Here is a 21,496-nt window from a genome sequence, read left to right as displayed (position 1 = left end):
CACGGCCAGCCCATGACGGCTCCTGCACGCCGCGCGCCGCCGTGGAGCGCCGCCCGTCGCGGCCGCTGGCTGGCGGCGCTCTGTCTGTTGCCATTCGCGCTGGTGTTCTTCGCCTTCCAGATCGCGCCGCTGCTCTGGGTGGCGGTCAACAGCCTGCAGACGGCCGACGGCTGGAGCCTGGCCAACTTCACCCGCATCCTGGAGTCGCGCTTTTATCGGCAGGCGATCAGCCACAGCCTGCAGGTGTCCTTCTGGTCGAGCCTGTTCGGCCTGCTCATCGCCCTGCTTGGCAGCTATTCGCTGCACCGGGTGGACTCGCGGCTGCGCGACTTCGTCAACGCCTTCGCCACCATGACCAGCAACTTCGCCGGGGTGCCGCTGGCCTTCGCCTTCATCATCCTGCTCGGCTTCAACGGTGCGCTCACGCTGCTGCTGCGGCAGATCGGCTGGATCGAGGACTTCAACCTCTATTCCAAGACCGGGCTGATCGTCATCTACACCTACTTCCAGATCCCGCTGGGGGTACTGCTGCTCTACCCGGCCTTCGACGCGCTGCGCGAGGACTGGCGCGAGTCCGCCGCACTGCTCGGCGCGTCGACCTGGCGCTACTGGTGCCACATCGGCCTGCCGGTGCTCACCCCGGCACTGGTCGGCACGTTCGTGATCCTGCTGGCCAACGCGCTGGGCGCCTACGCCACCGTGTACGCGCTGACCACCGGCAACTTCAACATCGTGCCGATCCGCATCGCCGCGCTGGTGGCCGGCGACATCAACCTAGACCCCTGGCTGGCCAGCGCCCTGGCCATGCTGCTGGTCGGCCTGATGGCGCTGATCACGCTGGTGCATCAATGGCTGCTGAGGAGGAGCTACCATGCGGCGCGCTGAACAAGGCCCTGTCCTGCTCTACCACCGGCTGGTGGTCTGGCTGCTGTTCCTGATCTTGCTGCTGCCGCTGGCCGGCACGCTGCTCTACTCGCTGGCCACCAGTTGGTCGGCGACCGTGCTGCCCAGCGGACTGACCCTCAAGTGGTACCTGGCGCTGTGGAGCGACGCGCGCTTCCTCAGCGCCTTCGGCCATTCGCTGCTGGTGTGCTTCGGCGCGCTGCTGCTGTCGGTGCTGCTGATCCTGCCGTTGCTGTTCGTGGTGCACTACCACTTCCCGCGCCTGGACGGCCTGATGAACGTGCTGATCCTGCTGCCCTTCGCCATCCCGCCGGTAGTCTCCTCGGTGGGGCTGCTGCAGGTGTACGGCAGCGGACCCCTGCCGTTGATCGGCACGCCCTGGATCCTCATTGGCTGCTATTTCACCGTGGCCCTGCCGTTCATGTACCGGGCGATCAGCAACAACCTGCTGGCGCTGAACCTGCGCGACCTGATGGACGCCGCGCGCGTCCATGGCGCCAGCACCTGGCAGGCGGCCTTCTGGGTAGTGCTGCCCAACCTGCGCAAGGGGGTGATGGTGGCGCTGTTCCTGTCCTTTTCGTTCCTGCTCGGCGAATTCGTGTTCGCCAATCTGCTGGTGGGCACCCGCTACGAGACCCTGCAGGTGTACCTGAACAACATGCGCAACAGCAGCGGCCACTTCAACAGCGCCCTGGTGATCTCCTATTTCTTCTTCGTGCTGCTGTTCACCTGGGCGGCCAACCGCCTGAACAAGGATCTGCCATGAGCTTTCTGGTCATTCAGGGACTGCACAAGCGCTACGGCGCCACACCGGTGTTCAGCGACATCGACTGCACCCTCGAGCAGGGCGAATTCGTCACCCTGCTCGGCCCCTCGGGCTGTGGCAAATCCACCCTGCTGCGCTGCGTGGCGGGCCTGACCGAGGTGGACGGCGGCACGATCCGGCTGGACGGCCAGGACCTGCTGCCCCTGCCGCCCCAGAAGCGCGGCATCGGCATGGTGTTCCAGAGCTATGCGCTGTTTCCCAACATGACGGTGGCCCAGAACGTGGCGTTCGGCCTGCGCATGCAAAGGGTGCCGCGCGCGGAAAGTGCCCGGCGCGTCGCCGAGGTGCTGGCCCTGGTGGAGCTGGAAGCGCTCGCTGACCGCTATCCGCAGCAGCTGTCCGGCGGCCAGAGCCAGCGCGTCGCCCTGGCCCGTTCGCTGGTCACGCGGCCACGCCTGCTGCTGCTCGATGAGCCGCTGTCGGCGCTGGATGCGCGCATTCGCAAACACCTGCGCGAGGAAATCCGCCGTATCCAGCGGGAACTGGGCCTGACCACGCTGTTCGTCACCCACGACCAGGAGGAGGCGCTGACCCTTTCGGATCGCATCCTGCTCATGGACGCCGGACGCATCGTCCAGAGCGGCAGCGCCGAGGCCCTGTATACCGAGCCGGCCAGCGCCTTCGCCGCCGGCTTCATCGGCCACTACAACCTGCTGGATGCCGAAGCGGCCGGGCGCCTGCTCGGCCGCTCGATGAGCCGTCGCGTGGCGATCCGCCCGGAAGCCATCCGCCTGGGCAGCGGCGACCTCAGCGGGCTGATCCGCAGCCACAGCCTGCTCGGCAACGTCATTCGCTACCGCGTGGAGAGTCGCGGTGTGGAACTGTACGTGGATGTGCTCAACCGCTCCGCCGGGGACCTGTTGCCCAGCGGCCGCTCCGTGGCGCTGGAGATCGCCCCGGAGGCGGTTCGCGAGCTGGAGGGGTAAAGCGCACTGATGTGATGCCAGCCGCAAAGCGCGGCCCGGAGCGTAGGGGCGGTCGGCGCTGTTCCGGCCGCCGACTGGCGGGCCCGAGGTTGGCCAACGCGACGCGTTGACCAACCTACCGAAACCTGCGGTTTCAAAGGCTTTGGAGGCCTCTCGACTAGAGACTGTCGTCGAGCAGCAGCACGATCTTGCCATTCACCTGGTTGCTCTCCAGCAGCGCGAAGGCTTCCTCGGCCTGATCGGCACGGAAGGTCCGCTCCAGCTGGGGCGCCAGCCGCTTTTCGGCGAACAGCGGCCAGACCTTGTCGCGCAGTTCGGCAATCAGCGCCGCCTTGAAGGCATCGTCGCGGTTGCGCAGCGTCGAGCCGGTGATCTGCACGCGCTTGGCCAGGAACTTGGCCAGGTCCAGCTCGGCGCGACGCCCGCCCATCATGGCGATGACCACCCAGCGGCCATCCAGGGCGATCAGACTGAGGTTCAGCGCCGCATAGCTGGCGCCCACCGGATCGAGGATCACGTCGAACGGCGCGAAGTCCTTCAGGCTGTCCAGATTCTCGCCGCGCAGCACACCGCCCTGGGCGCCGAGGCTCTCGCAATAGGCCAGGCGATCGGCCGAGCCGACGCTCACCCAGCAGGGATTGCCGAATGCCTTGCACAGCTGGATGGCCGCCGAGCCGACCCCGCCGGCGCCGGCATGGATCAGCGCCTTCTCGCCCGGTTGCAGGCGGGCCAGTTGGAACAGGTTGAGCCAGGCGGTGGCATACACCTCCGGCAGCGCTGCGGCTTCGGCCAGGCTCAGTCCGTCCGGCACCGGTAATGCGTGTCCGGCATGCACCACCACGTCTTCGGCCATGCCGCCGCCGGCCAGCAGCGCACAGACCCGATCACCCACCCGCCACGGACTGCCTGCGCCCACCTCGCTGACCACCCCGGCGCATTCCAGGCCGAGGATGTCACTGGCGCCAGGCGGCGGCGGGTAATGACCGGCCCGCTGCAACAGATCGGCACGGTTAAGCCCTGCCGCGGCCACACGGATGCGAATCTGCCCGGAACCGCACGGTTCACTGGTCCGTTCGGCCCACTCCACGCGTCCCTCGATACCTTGCAATGCCTTCACGCTGCCTCCATAGTGACTCTCACATCGAGCCCGGACGATGCCGGGCTTTCGCGCCATTACGCCGGTTTCGTGCGAAACCGGTATCAATAGACGGCCTACTATGCGTTATCACTTGTCCTTGCGTCGACCCACTCTCCCGCGCCTGCTCGGCGGTGCGGCCCTGGCCCTGGTGATGGGCCTGAGCCTGCCCCTGCAGGCCAAGACCACCGATCTCGACTGGGCCAGCCTCAAGCCCGACCGCAACCAGGTGATCGCCAGCCTCAACGTCGTCGAGTTGCTGCGCCGTCATCACTACAACAAACCCCCGCTGGACGACGCCCGCTCGGCCAAGATCTACGACAGCTACATCAAGCTGCTCGATCCGGCGCGCAGCTATTTCACCGCCGACGATATCGCCGAGTTCGAGCCCTGGCGCCTGCAGTTCGATGACTTCCTCAAGGAAGGGCAGCTGGAGCCCGGTTTCACCATCTACCAGCGCCATCTGGAGCGGCTGATCCAGCGCATCGAGTACGCCCTGAGTCTGCTCGAGAACATCGACAGCCTGGACTTCACGATCGATGAAGAACTGGAAATCGACCGCGAGACGGCGTCCTGGGCGCGCGACCGCGCCGAGCTGGACGACCTGTGGCGCAAACGGGTCAAGGATGAGGTGCTGCGTCTGAAGATCGCCGGCAAGGAGCCCGCGGCCATCCAGGAATTGCTGACCAAGCGCTACCGGAACCAGCTGACCCGGCTGAACCAGACGCGCAGCGAGGACATCTTCCAGGCCTACATCAATGCCTTCGCGCAAACCTACGACCCGCACACCAGCTACCTCTCGCCCGACAACGCCGAGAACTTCGACATCAACATGAGCCTGTCGCTGGAGGGCATCGGCGCGGTGCTGCAAAGCGACAACGAGATGGTCAAGATCGTTCGCCTGGTGCCCGCCGGCCCGGCCGAGAAGAGCAAGCAGCTGGTGCCTGCCGACCGCATCGTCGGCGTGGCCCAGGGCAACGACGAGATGGTCGACGTGATCGGCTGGCGCCTGGATGAAGTGGTCAAGCTGATCCGCGGCCCCAAGGGCTCGAAGGTCCGCCTGGAGATCATTCCGGCCAGCAACGCGCCGAATGACCAGACCAGCCGCATCGTGACCCTGACCCGCGAGGCGGTGAAGCTGGAGGAGCAGGCGGCCAAGAAATCGGTGCTGAACCTGGAGCACGAGGGCCGCAGCTACAAGCTCGGCGTCATCGAGATTCCGGCGTTCTACCTGGACTTCAAGGCCTACCGGGCCGGCGATCCTAACTACAAGAGCACCACCCGCGACGTGAAGAAGCTGCTGACCGAGTTGAAGCAGGAGAAGGTGGATGGCGTCGTCATCGACCTGCGCAACAACGGCGGTGGCTCCCTGCAGGAAGCCACCGAGCTGACCGGCCTGTTCATCGAGCAAGGGCCCACCGTGTTGGTGCGCAACAGCGATGGCCGCGTCGATGTACTGGCGGACGAGAATCCCGGCGCCTACTACACCGGACCGATGGCCGTGCTGGTCAACCGCCTGTCCGCCTCGGCCTCGGAGATCTTCGCCGGCGCCATGCAGGACTATCACCGCGCGCTGATCATCGGCGTGCAGACCTTCGGCAAGGGCACCGTGCAGAGCATCCAGCCGCTCAACCACGGCGAGCTCAAGCTGACCCTGGCCAAGTTCTACCGGGTGTCCGGGCAGAGCACCCAGCACCAGGGCGTGGTGCCGGACATCAGCTACCCCTCCGAGGTGGACACCGACGAGATCGGCGAAAGCGCCCTGCCCGAGGCGATGCCCTGGGACCGCATCCATCCGGCGATACGCCCGGAAAGCGATCCGTTCAAGCCGTTCCTGGCAGACCTCAAGGCCCGCCATGACGCCCGCGCCGCGCAGAACCCGGACTTCGTGTTCACCCGCGAACGCCTGCAGCTGTCCCAGGAACTGATGAAGGAAACCCGGGTTTCCCTGAACGAAGCCAAGCGCCGCAGCCAGCAGGCCGCCATCGAGGCGCGCCAGTTGAAACTGGAAAACGCACGTCGCCTGGCACGCGGCGAGGAACCGCTGAAGAAGATCAAGACCGAGGACGAGGAACCGGCGATTCCACACACCGCCGACAAGCCCAAGCCGGAAGAAGATGCCTACCTGGCGGAAACCGGGCACATCCTGCTCGATTACCTGACCCTGGAAAGCCGCGTGGCCAGGCACTAAAGGGGCGACATGGGGCTAGGGTAGCCGCCTTGGGCGGCCATAAACAGCGTTGACTTGGCCGCTCTGGAAGCTTCGCGACGCTGTATAAAAGAAAAAGCCGGCTCACGCCGGCTTTTTCATTCAAGCGAACTACAACCCGAGCTCCTCGGCACGGCGCTTGTAGCGCTCGGCGAGGTCGGCGTCGGCCATCAGGCCATAACCACCGTCGCGATACAACTCGGCCAGCTTGCGGGCCGCCAGCGGATGCCCCGCCTGGGCGGCCAGCATCCACCAGCGGGCGGCTTCCTGACCGTCGGGCTCCTGCTGCGGGCTGCCCGCCAAACTGGTCACCCCCAACTGATAGGCGGCCTTGCTGTCCCCCCCCTGGGCGGCCAGGCGCAGCAACCGCAGCCCTTCCTCGCGCGCACCCAGGCCACGCCCCCGAAACAGCAGCACATGCCCATAGAAACTCTGCGCCGGAACATGACCGAGCGTGGCCATGCGCGCGAACTGACCTTCCATCCAGCGCCAGGCCCCAGGTTTCTGCATCAGCCAGCGCCAATGAAACAAGCGACGCGCCAGCGCATAGCCCAGTCGCGCCCGAAGCCGCCACCACCACGCCATATCAAGGCTCCTGTGGGTAATCGAATTCAAAAACCCGCGCCACCTCGGCGGCATGCCAGGAAGCGGCGGCGGCGCCATCACTCGGCCCGGTGAAACGACCCAGGCGCGTCACACATTCGAAGAAGCCCGGACGCGGCAACCGGCTTGCCCCCTGGCTGATGACCAGCGAGCTGCGCAACGGTCGCTCGGACCGCGCATCCAGCGTAGCCAGATATTCCAACGCAGCCACCAGGGTCTGCATGGCCGGCGCCGGCAGTTGCAGGCGTTCGATCAGCGCCCGATAGGTCAGCAGGTGACGCTGGCGGCAGGCATCGTTCAATTCAGCGAGCAGGGCTTCCCAATGCTGTCGGCTGATACGCATCTCAGACCCCCTCGGTGGCGACACCGAGTACCCGGGCCAGGGAACGACGAATCGCATCGTCGGGCTCGCGCTCGCCCTGCTCGATCATCGCCAGGTAGGACGGGCTGATGCCCACGCTGCGGGCCAGTTCCGCCTGACTCATGCCCACGCCCTCACGCAACGCGGCGAGCCGCTCCAGAACCAAACCGCCGGTCGGCGTCGGCGCGGGTGCAGCCTCTTCCTGCCCCCCGGACTGGCCGGCGGCACTCAGCAGCGCCTGGTATTCATCCCAGGGCAGCACGGCATACTCCGGCTGGCCTTCGCGCAATATCACTTGAACACTCATTGATACGTCTCCTGAAAGTACGACCACCGATCCCTCGGCGACCACATCTTAACAAGCACAGCCTTCTTGTTACGTCCGCCGAGCGCACATCAGTCCGAACGGGAACGAATTTCCGCCTCGTCCGGCAAGCGCTCCAGCGCCTGGCGCCGCGCGGTGGACTGCGCATCCCGCCAGGCGGCGAACGCATCCAGCTCGCCGCTCCAGGTCCGCATGATCCAGGACAGCACAGCCACATCGTCGAGCAGACCCAGACCCGGCAGGAAGTCCGGAATCAGGTCCAGCGGCGAGAGGAAATACGCCAGGCCCGCGACCACAGTCAGCAGCGCCTTGCCACTGACCGCCCGATACTCGCCGCGCCACCAGGCCAGGCAGAGTGCCTGAAACAGTCCCAGATTCGCGACCAGCCCGCGCTGACCGGCACCCCGGCGCGCCGCCTTGCCGGACACTGCCAGCAGCAACGCGGGCAGCCGCTTGCCGCGCAGGATACGCGCCGCAAGGGGCAGGAAGCGGGCCAGATGCCGCGGCACATTCATGGTGATCTCCGCATTGCCGGCACTCCTATCTCGACGCGAAACAGGGGGACTGCCCTGAAAGGGTACACAGGACTCGGACGGGTTGCCGGCATTTCATCCGCACGCCGATCCCGGACTCCTATTCTCAGACCTGTCGCCGTCAATGCGGGTTTCCACCGGTAGAAACGAAAGCGCCCCGTCAGGACGGGGCGCTCGACATTCACGCACGCTTACTGGGCGTTCTTGCCCTTGATACCCAGCAGCTCCAGCTCGAAGACCAGCACCGAGCTCGGCGGAATCAGCGGGCTCGGGCTCTGATCGCCATAGGCCAGCTCGCTGGGGATGTACAGCTTGTACTTCTCGCCCACGTTCATCAGTTGCAGGCCTTCGACCCAGCCCTGGATTACGCCACCCACCGGCAGGTCGATGGGCGCACCGCGCTCGACCGAACTGTCGAACACGCTGCCGTCGGTAAGGGTACCGACATAGTGGACGGTCACCACGTCATCGGCCTTCGGCTTGGCACCGTTGGCTTTCTTCAGCACTTCGTACTGCAGCCCGCTGGCGGTGGTCACCACGCCTTCACGCTTGCCGTTCTCTTCGAGGAATTTCTTGCCCGCAGCAACATTTTCCGCCTGCTGGGCTGCCATACGCTCGTCGACACGGGCCTGCAGGGCAGAAAACGCCTCGATCAGCTCTTCGTCCTTTACACGCGGCTCGCGATCGGCCAGCGCATCCTCGATACCCAGGGCGACTGCCTGCGGATCCAGATCGTCCATGCCGTCACGGGCCAGACTCTGTCCCATGTTCAGGCCAATGCCGTAGGAGGCTTTCTGGGCGGGGGTTGTCAGTTCCACACTGGTCTGCGAATCGCAGCCGGAGAGAACCAGACCCACCAGCGCCATGGACGCCGCCAACCGATGTTGTCTCATGCTGTTTCCTTCTTCCGCCTTGCGGGGGGTATCGATCAAGCGGCGAGCTTAGCAGCCCGCCGCGAAAACTGGCTACCGCGATAGGAGTGACACGCGGCTGCCAAGGTTCCGCGGTCACGGATTCAGCGACTACCTCGCGGAATTGACGACGGTCATTCAGCCCTCAGACGCGGGCGGCGAGAATGGCCGCGCCTGTTCACTCCCGCTCGTCCCCCTCGCAGGCCATTGGCCACGGACGGGAGGAGCAGGCGCTTCCTCGCGGCGCTCCTTGTAGGAAATTGCTTACATCCGCTGTAGGAGAGCCGCCCGAAATACGTCAAGCCCGCACCCCGGCATTCGCCTAACCATCTGAAATACTTGAATTTTTCCTCCATCCTCAGTACCTGAAGCGTCCCGAATGAACGGGGCGGCAAGGTTGCCGCCGTCGGCCGGCACACTAGAATCCACAGCGTGTCGAGGGAGCGACCGGGTTGCCAGGAAGGCGACCCGCAGGAACCGATGCAGGATGTATCGTCGTCAGGACGACGGGGGAGCACAGGGATCGGGACGAAAGGGGCGGAGCCATCCTCCGCCCCTTTATTTTTTTGCTTACAACCCTGGAACCGTCAGGGTTGGTCCGTCTTTACCCGACGCAGATTGATCACTGATTCCAGGGCACGATCGAAGATCTGCGCATCATCCAGCAGACGAACCGCCCCCGCCGCAAGATCGGCCGCCAGCTCGGCCCGCGTCCTCTCCAGAACCTTCACGCCGCTGCGGTTGACGAAGATGTAGCGGCCGGTCGGCCGAATGAAAGCGGCCAGCTTGCAGCGCAGCTTCTGTTCGTCATCCATGCGTAGCTCCAGCCAGCTGCCCACTCGCAGCTGATCGACCTGCGCATCTGCAGGCTCGGCAGCGGCGTCCATCGCCGCCTCCTGCTCAGTGACCGCCGCTGGCGGACTCTCGGCGGACGGCACGCCTTCCGCTTCCAGCAATCGATGGGCTTCCTTGCAGAGGACGCCCAGGCGGCCCAAACAATGCCGCTCAAACAGTTTGAGCACGATCAGCTTGATGCGGATCGGCATGTCCGCTTCGCTGCAGGCCTCGGCGAAGAATGTGCAGAGGGCATGCGGCCCCAGCGGATTGCCGCCCTCCCCCACCGGACGCCCGAGCAAAGCGCCGAGACGCAGGCTCAGCTGGCCGAGCCCCGGTTCCAGCTGGCCCAACGCCTTGCCGATCATCGCTTCGTCTGCCACGCGGGCCTCCAGTTCGGCATGGCCGAGCGTACGCAGCTCCGCCCCCTGCTCCTGCAGCAGGCTCTCGAAGCCGCCCGCACAGCGGTCGAGGAAGGTGCGCTCGATGCCTTGCCGCTTGAGGCGCAGATCGCGCATGGCCTCGAAGTACAGCTCCTGCTCCTGGCTGTTGTCGGCACGATCGGCGCGATCGAACAGCGCATCGTCAACGTCGTCGAACAGCGCCTGTATCCCCTGGCGCAACTGGGCCTGGGCCAGGTCACGGATCTGCTCAAGCGGAACCGGCAATGGTTGATCGTTACGGCGGCGCGACGTCGGCAGACCGAAGGCCACCACCTTGGCTTCAGTTTTCATCGTAAGAACCTCGGGATAGAGCGGCCGACAGCATTGGCTGCCGGCCGCGGACGCCTGTGCCAGGCGCCGGAGAAACCAACGGGCCGAATTATTGGCCGACGCGCCAAGGGCTCAAGTGCGGAGCGGCCCGGACATGATGCGGTTCACAGGGCGCCGCTTTGTTCCGACGAACGCAACCCGGGCACGCCGGCGCCAGGGCTCGTATAATCGCCGCCCTCCCCACCCCGCAGGAGTCCGCCATGGCCAACCTCACCCTTGCCGAGCTGAGCGCCGAGATCGAGTCCAACGTCCGTCTGGCACTGGCCGAGGACCTCGGCAGCGGTGACATCACCGCACAGCTGATCCCCTCCGAACGCCTGGCACACGCCAGCGTGATCACCCGCGAGGCGGCCGTGGTCTGTGGCACTGCCTGGGTCGACGCGGTGTTCCGTCAGCTGGACGCCCGCGTGGCCGTGCATTGGCGGGTGAAGGATGGCGACCGCGTGGAGCCCAACCAGGTGCTGTTCAGTGTCGAGGGGCCGGCGCGCGCGCTGCTCAGCGGCGAGCGCAGTGCGCTGAACTTCCTGCAGACCCTGTCAGCCGTGGCCACCCGCTGCCGGCACTACGCCGATCTGGTGGACGGCACCGCGGTGAAGCTGCTGGATACCCGCAAGACGTTGCCGGGCCTGCGCCTGGCGCAAAAGTACGCGGTGACGTGCGGTGGCTGCCACAACCACCGCATCGGTCTGTACGACGCCTTCCTGATCAAGGAAAACCATATCGCCGCCTGCGGCGGCATCGCCGCGGCGGTGGCCACGGCGCGCAGCATCGCGCCCGGCAAGCCGGTGGAAGTGGAAGTGGAAAGCCTCGACGAGCTGCGCCAGGCCCTGGAGGCCGGCGCCGATATCGTGATGCTCGACGAGTTGAGCCTGGATGATATGCGCGAGGCCGTACGCCTGACGGCCGGCCGGGCCAAGCTGGAAGCCTCCGGCGGCATCAACGAGCGCACGCTGCGCGGCGTGGCCGAGACCGGCGTGGATTACATCTCCCTGGGCACACTGACCAAGGACATCAAGGCCATCGACCTGTCGATGCGCCTGAGTCTCTGATCCTTGAAACTGCGGCAGCTAACTCCGTAGGGCGGTCAAGGCATCGCCTTGGCCACCGTGGTGGCCAAGGCTGCGCGCCGACCACCCCTACGTGCTACCGGTCCCGCGCGAACGCCCGCTCCAGCGCATCGTTGATGGTGCGCAGCACCTTCACCCGGGCGAAGCGCTTGTCGTTGGCTTCCACCAGGGTCCACGGGGCCAGGCCAGTGCTGGTGCGGTCCACCATGTCCTCCACGGCATCCAGGTACTGGTCCCACTTCTCGCGGTTGCGCCAGTCTTCCTCGGTGATCTTGAAACGCTTGAAGGGCGTGGCCTCGCGCTCCTTGAAGCGCGCGTACTGGGTGTCCTTGTCGATGGCCAGCCAGAACTTCACCAGCACCACGCCGTGCTCCACCAGGCTTTCCTCGAAGTCGTTGATTTCCCCGTAGGCGCGCAGCCAGTCGGCCTGCGAGCAGAAGCCTTCGATGCGTTCCACCAGCACGCGGCCGTACCAGGAGCGGTCGAAGATGGTGAACTGCCCGCGCGGCGGGATATGCCGCCAGAAGCGCCACAGGTAGGGCTGCGCGCGCTCCTCGTCGCTGGGTGCGGCGATGGGAATGATGCGGTATTCGCGGGGGTCCAGCGCCTCGGTCACACGGCGAATGGCGCCACCCTTGCCGGCCGCATCGTTGCCTTCGAACACTGCCACCAGGGCATGCCGGCGCATGCGCTTGTCGTGCAGCAGTGCGGAGAGTCGCGCCTGTTCGCGAGCCAGCTGCGCCTTGTAGTCGGCTTTTTCCAGCGCCTGGCCCAGGTCCAGGCTTTCCAGCAGGCGACGGGTGCCCAGGTTGACCGCCACCGGCGCGGCATGCGGCGCCGGCTGCGGGCCGCGCGCCCCCTCCAGGGCTGCGCGCAAGCCCTGCAGGAGAATCTTGCCGACGGTCAGGTTGCGGTAGTTGCGATCACTGCTTTCCACCACGTACCAGGGCGCATAGTCCCGGCTGCTGCGGCGGATGATGTGCTCGGCATGCTGCACCACCTGGTCGTAGGTCTTGCTCTGCTGCCAATCCAGGGGACTCAGCTTCCAGCTGTGCAGCGGGTCGTCGGCCAGGCTCTTCAGGCGCGCTTCCATCTGCTCGCGGGACAGGTGGAACCAGAACTTGAAGATCAGCGCGCCCTCGTCGCAGAGCATGCGCTCCAGGCGCTGCGAACTCTCTATCGCCTGATCCAGCTGGGCATCGTCGATCTTGTCCTTGACCCGCGCCTGCAGCATCTGGCTGTACCAGTTGCCAAAGAAGATGCCGGTGCGCCCCTTGGCGGGCAGCTGGCGCCAGTAGCGCCAGGCCGGCGGGCGGGCCAGCTCCTCGTCGGTCTGCAGGTCGAAGGTGGAGACCTGAATCAGGCGCGGGTCCATCCATTCGGTGAGCCGCTTGACCGTGTCCCCCTTGCCGGCGCCCTCGATGCCATTGATCAGGATGATCACCGGGAAGTTCGCCTGCTCGCGCAACTGGTACTGGACTTCCAGCAAGGCCTGGCGCAGCGCGGGCAATTCGGCTTCGTAGGTTTTCTTGTCGATGGCATGGCCGATTTCGGCGGATTCGAACATGGAGAAAGCTTCCTGACTGCAAGGCGGCCAGACTACCCAAATGTGCACTCGCCCACAAAGTCGAAATGCCATCACGCAGGCTACAATGCCGCACCTTTTGCGGAGCCAGATTCATGACCGAGAGTTCCCGGGCCCAGCTCGACTGGGACGAGCAGGGCCAGCCCTTGTCCCGCCAGTTCGGCGACGTGTATTTCTCCCGCGCCAGCGGCCTGGAGGAAAGCCGCCACGTGTTCCTGCGTCACAACCGGATCGCCGAGCGCTGCGCCGCGCTGGAAAGCGACGGCCGCCTGGTCATCGGCGAGACAGGCTTCGGCACCGGCCTGAATTTCCTCTGCGCCTGGCAGGCGTTCGCCGAGCAGGCGCCAGCTGGCGCGCGCCTGCACTTTGTCAGCGTCGAGAAGTACCCGCTCGGTCAGGATGACCTGCGGCGCGCCCTGGCACTGTGGCCGGAGCTGGCCCCGTTCAGCACACCGCTGCTCGAACAGTACGCCGGCATCCAGCCGGGCTTTCAGCGGCTGCTGTTCGACGGCGGCCGGGTGGTGCTGACCCTGCTGGTCGGCGACGCCCTGGAATGCCTGCCGCAGCTGGAGGCGCAGGTGGACGCCTGGTTCCTCGACGGCTTCGCCCCGGCCAAGAACCCGCAGATGTGGACGCCCGAACTGTTCGCGCAGCTGGCGCGGCTGTCCGCCCCCGGCGCCAGCCTGGCCACCTTCACCTGCGCCGGCACGGTGCGCCGTGGCCTGATCGCGGCCGGCTTCCGCATGGAGAAGGTCAAGGGCTTCGGCCACAAGCGCGAAATGCTCGCCGGGCTTTATGAAGGCCAGCCGGCGCCGGGCGGCAAACCCTGGTTCGCCCGCCCACCGCGCCCAGCCGCGCGCCGCGCGCTGATCATCGGCGCCGGGCTGGCCGGCTGCGCCAGCGCCGCCAGCCTGGCCGCGCGCGGCTGGCAGGTGACGCTGCTGGAGCGCCACGGCGAAGTCGCCGAGGAAGGCTCGGGCAACCCGCAGGGCGTGCTCTACCTGAAGCTGTCGGCGCACGGCACGCCGCTGTCGCGCCTGCTGCTCGCCGGCTTCGGCTTCACCCGCCGGTTGCTGGAGCGCCTGGAACGTGGCGTCGACTGGGACGCCTGCGGGGTGCTGCAACTGGCCTTCGATGCCAAGGAAGCCGAGCGCCAGGCGCAACTGGCGGCAGCCTTCCCGCCCAGCCTGCTGCAGCCCATGAGCCAGACGGAGGCCGAACAACGTGCCGGCATCGCCCTGCCCTGCGGCGGCCTCTTCTACCCGGAGGCCGGCTGGGCGCACCCGCCGGCGCTCTGCCGGCTGCTGGCCCATCACCCGAACATCCAGCTGCTGACGCGCCGCGAAGCGCTGTCGATTCGCCGCGAAGCCGGCGCATGGCAGGCCCACGGTGCGGACGGCCTGCTCGCCGCCGCACCGATCCTGGTGCTGGCCAACGCCGCCGACGCCACCGCCTTCGAGCCGACCCGCGCGCTGCCGCTCAAGCGCATTCGCGGCCAGATCACCCGCGTGCCCGCCACGCCGGAGAGCCGCGCCCTGCGCACCGTACTGTGCGCCGAGGGCTATGTGGCGCCGCCGCGCGGCGACGAGCACACCCTGGGTGCGAGCTTCGACCTGCACAACCGCTTCCAGGGCGTCACCCCCGAGGAGCACATCGGCAACCTGAATCGCCTGCGCGAGATCGCGCCCGAGCTGGCCACGCGCCTGGACGCCGGCCAGCTCGATCCGGCGAGCCTGCAAGGCCGCGCCGCCTACCGCTGCACCAGCCCGGACTATCTGCCCCTGGTCGGCCCGCTGGCTGACGCAGCGGCATTCGCCAACTGCTATGCCGTACTGGCCCGCGACGCGCGCCAGGTGCCGGATATCCCCTGCCCCTGGCTGGACGGCCTGTATGTGAACCTGGCCCACGGCTCGCGGGGCGTGGTGACCGCGCCGCTGTGCGGCGAGCTACTGGCCGCCTGGCTGGAGGCCGAACCCCTGCCGGTGCCAGTGGCGGTTGCCGAGGCCTGCCACCCCAACCGCTTCCTGCTCCGGCAGCAGGTGCGCGGACAAGGCGGATGATCCAGGGCTCGCCACCGGTCCGTTGTCGCGTTGCCGCGTCGTTGCGCCCGACAGTACACTTCGCCACCAATACCCCCAGGGAGTAGAAATGCCCGATTCCATCCAGTTGCACCAAGAGGCCATGCTCAAGCGCCTGGCCCGCGTCGAAGGCCAGATACGCGGCATCCAGGGCATGATTCGCCGGGGCGAGGACTGCGAGGCGGTCGCCCAGCAGTTCGCTGCGGCGCGCAAGGCGCTCGACAAGGCCTATCAGGAGATGCTCGCTTGCCTGCTGGAAGAGACCGTGCTGGACCCCGAGCGGGACGATGCACAGATGCTCAGCCGGGTACGCACCATCTTCACCAAATACACCTGATACCCGGAGGCAGTATCCGCATGACGCTGCCCCTCCACCCCGGGACCCGCTGATGGAACTTCTACTGGCCGAAGCGCTGGGCATCGGGCTGGTGCTCGGCCTGCTGCTGGGCCTGACCGGCGCCGGCGGCTCCCTAGTCGCCCTGCCCCTGCTGCTCAGCCTGCACCTGCCGCTGCGCGACGCCATCGGCGTGAGCCTCGGCGCGGTGGCCATGTCCGCACTGATCGGCGCCATCCCCCGCGCGCGCCTCGGCCAGGTGGCCTGGCGCCCCGTCGTGTTGCTGGCCGTGGCTGGCCTGCCGGGCAATGCCCTGGGCCAGTGGCTGGGTCGCTTCGTGCCGGAAACCGCGCTGATCGTCGCCTTCTGCGCGCTGGTGCTGTGGTCCGCCTGGCGCCTGTGGCGCAGCAGCGGGCAGCCGCCTCGCGTCGATCCGGGTCCGCTGCGTCCGGGCCCGCTGCTGGCCATCGGCGTCGGCGTCGGCACCCTGTCCGGACTGATGGGCGTGGGCGGCGGCTTTCTGATCGTGCCGGCGCTGCTGTGGTTCTCACCCTTGCCGCTGCTCAGCGCCATGGCCACCTCCATGGCGGTGATCGCTCTGGTCAGCGGCGGCGGCTTCCTGATCTACCTCACCGGCGCCAATCCGCCACTGCCGCTGCTCGGCGGCCTGGCCCTGGGCGGCGCCATCGGCGTGCTGTCCGGCAACCTGCTGGCGCAGCGCCTGAACAGCACGCTGCTGCAGCGGCTGTTCGCCCTGATGCTGGTGCTGGTGAGCCTGTCGATGGCGGTGCAGAAGCTCGCGAGCTTGTGAATCGCGCCAACGCTGGATTATTGTGCGCGACGCCCGCAGCCTCTGGCACGCGGGCTCTGCCTCGCTCCGCCCAGGCAATTCGGCACCGGACCGCGGTCTCCCCGCCCCCGGAACCGACCGGGCGGGGCCCAACCTTCCGCGAGGGGAACACTCCTGATGAATCGCCGCCAACTGTTCGGTGCCACTTCGGCGCTACTGCTGGCTCTCGGCCTGGCCGGGTGCAAGGACGAACAACAATCACAAGCCACCGCCGCCGCGCCGGTGGAAACCGTGCACTGGAAACTGGTCACCACCTGGCCGAAGAACTATCCGGGCCTGGGCACCGGGGCCGATGACTTCGCCAAGCGCGTCGAGCGCATGAGCAACGGCCGCCTGGTCATCAAGACCTACGCCGCCGGCGAGCTGGTGCCAGCCCTGGAAGTGTTCGATGCCGTGTCGCGCGGCACCGCGCAGATGGGCCACGGCCCCTCCTATTACTGGAAGGGCAAGGTGCCGGCAGCACAGTTCTTCACCTCGGTGCCCTTCGGCCTGACCACCATGGAGTTCAACTCCTGGGTCACCTACGGCGGCGGCATGCAGCTGTGGGAAGAAGCCTACGCGCCGCACGGCGTGAAGCCGTTGCTGGGCGGCAACTCCGGCATGCAGATGGGCGGCTGGTTCAACAAGGAAATCAACAGCGTCGACGACCTCAAGGGCCTGAAGATCCGCATGCCGGGTCTGGGCGGCGAAGTCATCGGCAGCATCGGCGCCACGCCGATCATCGTCCCCGGCAGCGAGGTGTTCACCGCCCTGCAGACCGGCATGATCGACGCCACCGACTGGGTCAGCCCGTACAACGACCTGGCTTCCGGCATCCACAAGGCCGCCAAGTACTACTACTACCCGAGCTGGGCCGAACCGCAGGCCGCCATCGAGCTGCTGATCAACAAGGCCGCCTGGGATGAACTGCCCGCCGACCTGCAGGCGATCCTCGAAGAGGCCGCCCGGGGCTCGCTGCAGCTGATGATCGACGAGTACGTCTACAACAACGCCAAGGCGCTGCAGGAACTGCAGAAGCAGGGCGTGATCCTGAAGAAGTTCCCGGACACCGTGCTCGCCGCGCTGCAACAGCAATCCGAGCAGGTGATGGACAAGTTCGCCGCCGAGAGCGACCTGAACCAGCGCATCTGGACCTCCATGAAGCAGTTCCGCGAGCTGGCCACGCCGATGGGCGAAGCCACCGACAAGAACATCTACGAATGGCGCTGATGCCGCGCTGATCCGGATGTACAGCAAAGCCCCGGCCTCGCCAGAGACCGGGGCTTTTTTTGATCCCCCACCGCCCGCAACCGCCGCACCGCCGGCCTGCACGAAAGAGCATCGCGGCTGTTGCCGCTCCTACAGGAAAGCGCGCAGCCGCAGCTCAGTGCCGGTGACCGGCGTGCGCCTGCTCACCGTTCAACTCACCGCGCGCCTGCAGCAGGATCTGCGTCGCGGCACTGGTCGCCAGGCTGGCCATGATGCCGGCCACCAGCAGGTCCGGCCAGGCGCTGCCGGTGCCGAACACGCCCAGCGCGGCCATCAGCACCGCGAGGTTGCCCAGCGCATCGTTGCGCGAACACAGCCAGACGCTGCGCATGTTGCTGTCGCCCTCGCGGTAGGCGTAGAGCAGCGCCGCCACGCCGACGTTGGCCAGCAGCGCCAGGGTGCCCACTACGCCCATGGTCGGCGCGCTCGGTACCGTGCCGCTGACCAGATGCCACAGGGCGGTGGCCAGCACCGCGATGCCGAACAGCAGCATGCACAGCGCCTTGAACAGCGAGGCCCGTGCCCGCGCCACCACCCCCATGCCCAGCACCAGCAGACTGATGCCGTAGTTGGCAGCGTCGCCGGCGAAATCCAGCGAGTCTGCCAGCAGGGATACCGACCCGGCCGTGAAGCCGGCGCCGATTTCCACCACGAACATGGTGAAGTTCACCACCAGCGCGATCCACAAAATCTTCCGGTAACGGCCCGACCGCAGCGCGGTCGCGTGACTGCAGCAATTGGCTCCCATGGAGTCTCCTTGGTGTTTTTCAGAACTGGCCGTAGGCTAAAGCCTGTAGTTGCTACAGGGTCAAGACCATGTCCACTCCCCTCACCATCGGCGCATTGAGCAAGCAAAGCGGCGTCAACGTGGAGACCATCCGCTTCTATGAGCGCTCCGGCCTGCTGCCCGCGCCCCAGCGCACCCCGTCCGGCTACCGCAGCTACCGCGCCGAGGACGTCCGCCGGCTGCGCTTCATCCGCCGTGGTCGCGAGCTGGGCTTCAGCCTGGAGGAAATCCGCGAACTGCTGGAACTGGCCGCCCACCCGCAACAACCCTGCGCCAGCGCCGACCGCATGGTCCGCGAGCATCTGGATGCCATCGAGACACGCATCCGCGACCTGCAGAACCTGCAGCAGGAACTGCGCAAGCTGGGCAACTGCCCGAGTGCCGAGGCCGAGCACTGCCGGCTGCTCGAAGCACTGGACGAGCGCCACTGCTGCCAGCACCCGGACGACTGAGCCCCATCAATACCGGCCGCGCGGTTTGCTGGCAGAGTGCGCGGCCCTGCCCTCCCGATACCGGAAAAGGAACATCGAAATGAGCGAAACCTGGGCCTGGCTGGGCGTGGCGCGTGGGCGCTTTCTGCCGCTGACGCTGAGTTGCGTGGCGCTCGGACTGGCGCTGTCCCTGCCGCCGGCTCCATCCGCATCGCTGCCGTTCGGCGAAGCCCTCCTCGTACTGATTGGCGCGCTGGCTGCCCACGTGGCGGTCAACGCCCTCAACGAGTACGGCGATTACCGCAGCGGGCTGGACCTGCGCACCCGGCGCACCGCCTTCAGCGGTGGCAGCGGCACGCTGGTGGCGCATCCGCAGTTGCTCGGCCGCACCCTGCTGTTGGGCATTGGCAGCCTATTGACCTGCGCGCTGATCGGCCTGTTCTTCCTGCTGCGCCAGCCGCAGCTGTTTGCCAGCCTGGCGCCCCTGGGGTTGGCCGGCCTGCTGCTGGTGCTGGCGTATACCCCCTGGCTGACCCGCCATCCCTGGCTCTGCCTGTTCGCCCCGGGCCTCGGCTTCGCCCTGATGGTGCTTGGCGCACGTCTGGTGCTCGGCGGCCCGCTGGACAGTGGCGACCTGCTGCTGACCCTGCTGCCGCTGCTGCTGCTGTGCAACAACCTGCTGCTGCTCAGCCAGATTCCCGACATCGACGCCGACCGCGCCGCCGGCCGCCGCACGCTGCCCATGCAGATCGGTGTTGCCGGAGCGCTGCGGGTGGCGCTGCTGCACTGGCTGCTGGCCTATGGCGTGCTGTTGGCGGCCCTGTGGCAGCGCGAACTGGCCGGCGCCGCGCTGGGCTTGCTGACCCTGCCGCTGGCACTGCGCGCCGCCTGGCTGCTGCGCCGCAATGCGCTGGAACCGCAACGCCTGCTGCCGGCGCTGGGGCTGAACGCGGCAGTCAGCGTGGGAACGCCGCTGCTGATGGCGGTGGGGCTGCTGATCTGACGCATCAGAACCTGCGGTGCCGCCCCAGACCTTGGCGGCCAGAACGACGCTGACCGCCCTACCCCGAACGGAGCCGCAGTTGAAATCCCTCCTTCCGCAAGCAGGGCGACACACCCCTCAAAGCTGGAAGCGACTGGTCAGCCGGTTCAGGTCGGTGGCCAGGCGCGCCAGCTCGTCGCTGGCTGCCGAGGTCTGCTGGGCGCCGGCAGCGCTCTGCTGGGCGATGTCGCGGATGGTCACCAGGTTGCGGTCCACTTCGCGGGCCACCTGGGCCTGTTCCTCGGCGGCGCTGGCGATCACCAGGTTCATCTCGTTGATCTGGCTGATGCGTTCGGCGATGCGTCCCAGCGCCTGGTCGGCGCGCCCGGCCATGCCCTGGCTATGGGTCGCGACTTCGCTGCTTTCGTGCATTTCCCGGACCGCCGCCTGGGTTGCGGTCTGGATAGCGCCGATCATGCGCTCGATTTCCTGGGTCGAGCTGTGGGTGCGTTGCGCCAGGCTGCGCACCTCGTCGGCCACTACCGCAAAGCCGCGCCCTGCCTCACCGGCACGCGCCGCCTCGATGGCCGCGTTGAGGGCCAGCAGGTTGGTCTGGTCGGCGATGCCCTGGATCACCACCAGCACCTGGCCGATGGATTCCGCCTCGGCCGCCAGACGCTCGACGGTGGCTGCCGTCTGGCCCAGCTTGCCGCCCAACTGATCGATGCTCTCGCGGGTCGCCGCCACCTGGCGCAGACCGTCACGGGCCTCGCGCTCGACCTCGCCGGAGGCCGTCGAGGTGCGGGTGGCGTTGCCGGCCACTTCGTCCACGGCGGTGGACATCTCTGTGACCGCCGTGGCGGCCTGCTGCACTTCGTCATTCTGGCGGGTGATGCCGCGCGCGGTGTCGTCGGTCACCGCGTGCAGCTCCTCGGCGGCCGAGGCCAGCTGGGTGGCCGAGCCCTGGATGCGCTGCAGGGTATCGCGCAGGTTCTGCTGCATCTGCTGCACCGAACGCTGCACCTCGGTGATCTCGTCACGACCGACCGGGTTCAGCGGTTGGGTCAGATCCCCTTCCGCCACGCGGCCAGCGGCCTGCTTGAGCGTATCCAGCGGGCCCATGATGCTGCGCAGCAGCAGCGCGGCCAGCCCCGCGCCGAGCGCCAGCAGCACCACGATGACGCCGATGGTGATCCGCTGGTTGGTTTCGTAACGGGCCACGGACTCGTCGTACACGGCACGGGACGCCTGCAGCTGGACATCCATCAGGGCATTAATGGCCGCGGAGATCGGATCGATGCGGCCATACAGCTCGGTGTCCACGAACTGCTGCAGGTCGAAGGAGTTCTTGCTGCGCAGGATCTCGCGCAGGTTGCTCAGCGGGGCGCGCAGGTCCTGCATCATCGGCTCGATACGCGCCACCAGTTGCTGCTCGTCCTCCAGCAGGAAGGTACCCAGGTAACGCTTCCAGGCCCGGTCGATGTCCGCCAGGGCCTTGTCCACATCACCCAGCGCCTGTTCGTAGGACATCAGGCCGAGATTGGCCTTCTGCGCGGCGTCGACAATCTGCACGGCATACATGTCCGACACCACCTTGAGTTCGCGCAGCGGGACGACGCGGTCCAGGTACATCGAGTTCAGCCCCACCAGGCTGCGTTGCTGGGCGACCAGCGACACCACGCCAGTGATCAGGGTACCGAGCAGCATCATGCCGACCAGCAGCAGCAGACGGGTGCGTATGGTCCAGTTTTGCAACATGGCCTTCTCCTTGAAGTGAACACGGCGAAACGCCGAA

General features: G+C 67.0%; 20 protein-coding genes and 2 pseudogenes. 11 read left to right on the top strand and 11 right to left on the bottom strand.

What is annotated here, in order from left to right:
• Positions 1-12: 12 nt before the first annotated feature.
• The 3 genes from PT85_RS05875 to PT85_RS05865 are packed head-to-tail and all read left to right on the top strand — an operon-like array spanning position 13 to position 2,655.
• Entirely contained in the window at positions 13-885 is an 873-nt protein-coding gene (locus tag PT85_RS05875; protein WP_052237616.1) for an ABC transporter permease, read from the top strand.
• On the top strand, positions 872-1,669 hold the full coding sequence (locus tag PT85_RS05870) for an ABC transporter permease (protein ID WP_039560394.1): 798 nt from the start codon (positions 872-874) through the stop codon (positions 1,667-1,669). The genes PT85_RS05875 and PT85_RS05870 overlap by 14 nt, the downstream gene beginning before the upstream one ends.
• On the top strand, positions 1,666-2,655 hold the full coding sequence (locus tag PT85_RS05865) for an ABC transporter ATP-binding protein (RefSeq protein WP_039606166.1): 990 nt from the start codon (positions 1,666-1,668) through the stop codon (positions 2,653-2,655). Before PT85_RS05870 ends, PT85_RS05865 begins: the two co-directional genes overlap by 4 nt.
• Positions 2,656-2,812: 157 nt before the next feature.
• On the opposite strand, the gene PT85_RS05860 is transcribed toward PT85_RS05865, so the two are convergent.
• Positions 2,813-3,772 carry a zinc-binding dehydrogenase gene (locus PT85_RS05860; protein ID WP_039606165.1) on the bottom strand — a complete coding sequence of 320 codons (960 nt, stop codon included), beginning with the start codon at positions 3,770-3,772 and terminating at the stop codon, positions 2,813-2,815.
• A gap of 100 nt (positions 3,773-3,872) precedes the next feature.
• On the opposite strand from PT85_RS05860, the gene PT85_RS05855 reads away from it, so the two are divergent.
• The gene (locus PT85_RS05855; RefSeq protein ID WP_081798273.1) at positions 3,873-5,981 is read left to right on the top strand and encodes a carboxy terminal-processing peptidase; all 2,109 of its coding nucleotides are present in this window, start codon (positions 3,873-3,875) and stop codon (positions 5,979-5,981) included.
• A 129-nt stretch (positions 5,982-6,110) separates the two neighbouring features.
• Here the strand turns inward: PT85_RS05855 and PT85_RS05850 are convergent, their stop codons facing one another.
• The 7 genes and pseudogenes from PT85_RS05850 to PT85_RS18495 all read right to left on the bottom strand — a co-directional run.
• Positions 6,111-6,584, bottom strand: coding sequence for a tetratricopeptide repeat protein (locus PT85_RS05850; RefSeq protein WP_027590388.1), 474 nt, complete (start codon positions 6,582-6,584; stop codon positions 6,111-6,113).
• A 1-nt stretch (position 6,585) separates the two neighbouring features.
• Positions 6,586-6,945, bottom strand: coding sequence for a hypothetical protein (locus tag PT85_RS05845; protein WP_027590387.1), 360 nt, complete (start codon positions 6,943-6,945; stop codon positions 6,586-6,588).
• A gap of 1 nt (position 6,946) precedes the next feature.
• Complete coding sequence (locus PT85_RS05840) at positions 6,947-7,270, bottom strand: helix-turn-helix domain-containing protein (protein WP_039606164.1); 324 nt, start codon at positions 7,268-7,270, stop codon at positions 6,947-6,949.
• 89 nt (positions 7,271-7,359) lie between these two features.
• Entirely contained in the window at positions 7,360-7,803 is a 444-nt protein-coding gene (locus PT85_RS05835) for a YkvA family protein (RefSeq protein WP_039606163.1), read from the bottom strand.
• Positions 7,804-8,012: 209 nt separating this feature from the next.
• The gene (locus PT85_RS05830; protein WP_027590384.1) at positions 8,013-8,714 is read right to left on the bottom strand and encodes an FKBP-type peptidyl-prolyl cis-trans isomerase; all 702 of its coding nucleotides are present in this window, start codon (positions 8,712-8,714) and stop codon (positions 8,013-8,015) included.
• A 605-nt stretch (positions 8,715-9,319) separates the two neighbouring features.
• A pseudogene (locus tag PT85_RS18500) lies at positions 9,320-9,634 on the bottom strand (DUF1631 family protein); the annotation flags it as partial.
• A 45-nt stretch (positions 9,635-9,679) separates the two neighbouring features.
• A pseudogene (locus tag PT85_RS18495) lies at positions 9,680-10,300 on the bottom strand (DUF1631 family protein); the annotation flags it as partial.
• A gap of 239 nt (positions 10,301-10,539) precedes the next feature.
• Here PT85_RS18495 and nadC point away from each other — a divergent pair.
• Positions 10,540-11,388, top strand: a complete 849-nt coding sequence (gene nadC / locus PT85_RS05820) for a carboxylating nicotinate-nucleotide diphosphorylase (RefSeq protein ID WP_027590382.1) — start codon at positions 10,540-10,542, stop codon at positions 11,386-11,388.
• 94 nt (positions 11,389-11,482) lie between these two features.
• Here the strand turns inward: nadC and pap are convergent, their stop codons facing one another.
• Positions 11,483-12,973, bottom strand: a complete 1,491-nt coding sequence (gene pap / locus PT85_RS05815) for a polyphosphate:AMP phosphotransferase (protein WP_039560400.1) — start codon at positions 12,971-12,973, stop codon at positions 11,483-11,485.
• A 113-nt stretch (positions 12,974-13,086) separates the two neighbouring features.
• Here pap and mnmC point away from each other — a divergent pair, with 113 nt between their 5' ends.
• The 4 genes from mnmC (at position 13,087) to PT85_RS05795 (ending at position 17,462) form a co-directional block, all read left to right on the top strand.
• Positions 13,087-15,051, top strand: coding sequence for a bifunctional tRNA (5-methylaminomethyl-2-thiouridine)(34)-methyltransferase MnmD/FAD-dependent 5-carboxymethylaminomethyl-2-thiouridine(34) oxidoreductase MnmC (mnmC, locus tag PT85_RS05810; protein WP_039606161.1), 1,965 nt, complete (start codon positions 13,087-13,089; stop codon positions 15,049-15,051).
• Positions 15,052-15,139: 88 nt separating this feature from the next.
• Positions 15,140-15,406 carry a metal-sensing transcriptional repressor gene (locus PT85_RS05805; RefSeq protein ID WP_027590379.1) on the top strand — a complete coding sequence of 89 codons (267 nt, stop codon included), beginning with the start codon at positions 15,140-15,142 and terminating at the stop codon, positions 15,404-15,406.
• A gap of 52 nt (positions 15,407-15,458) precedes the next feature.
• Complete coding sequence (locus PT85_RS05800) at positions 15,459-16,214, top strand: sulfite exporter TauE/SafE family protein (protein ID WP_039606160.1); 756 nt, start codon at positions 15,459-15,461, stop codon at positions 16,212-16,214.
• 156 nt (positions 16,215-16,370) lie between these two features.
• The gene (locus PT85_RS05795) at positions 16,371-17,462 is read left to right on the top strand and encodes a TRAP transporter substrate-binding protein (protein WP_039560405.1); all 1,092 of its coding nucleotides are present in this window, start codon (positions 16,371-16,373) and stop codon (positions 17,460-17,462) included.
• 154 nt (positions 17,463-17,616) lie between these two features.
• On the opposite strand, the gene PT85_RS05790 is transcribed toward PT85_RS05795, so the two are convergent.
• Positions 17,617-18,249, bottom strand: coding sequence for a cation transporter (locus tag PT85_RS05790; protein WP_039560406.1), 633 nt, complete (start codon positions 18,247-18,249; stop codon positions 17,617-17,619).
• A gap of 68 nt (positions 18,250-18,317) precedes the next feature.
• On the opposite strand from PT85_RS05790, the gene PT85_RS05785 reads away from it, so the two are divergent.
• Together PT85_RS05785 and PT85_RS05780 are read left to right on the top strand one after the other, a co-directional pair.
• Complete coding sequence (locus PT85_RS05785; protein WP_027591904.1) at positions 18,318-18,740, top strand: MerR family DNA-binding protein; 423 nt, start codon at positions 18,318-18,320, stop codon at positions 18,738-18,740.
• Between the two features lie 79 nt (positions 18,741-18,819).
• On the top strand, positions 18,820-19,722 hold the full coding sequence (locus PT85_RS05780) for a prenyltransferase (RefSeq protein WP_039606159.1): 903 nt from the start codon (positions 18,820-18,822) through the stop codon (positions 19,720-19,722).
• A gap of 117 nt (positions 19,723-19,839) precedes the next feature.
• Here the strand turns inward: PT85_RS05780 and PT85_RS18640 are convergent, their stop codons facing one another.
• The gene (locus PT85_RS18640; protein WP_039560410.1) at positions 19,840-21,459 is read right to left on the bottom strand and encodes a methyl-accepting chemotaxis protein; all 1,620 of its coding nucleotides are present in this window, start codon (positions 21,457-21,459) and stop codon (positions 19,840-19,842) included.
• Positions 21,460-21,496: the final 37 nt, after the last annotated feature.

The sequence above is a fragment of the Pseudomonas flexibilis genome (assembly GCF_000806415.1).
In the GTDB taxonomy this organism is placed as follows: domain Bacteria; phylum Pseudomonadota; class Gammaproteobacteria; order Pseudomonadales; family Pseudomonadaceae; genus Serpens; species Serpens flexibilis.
The sequence above is the reverse complement of the archived record's forward strand: the minus strand, read 5'-3'. Positions and strand labels throughout refer to the sequence as shown.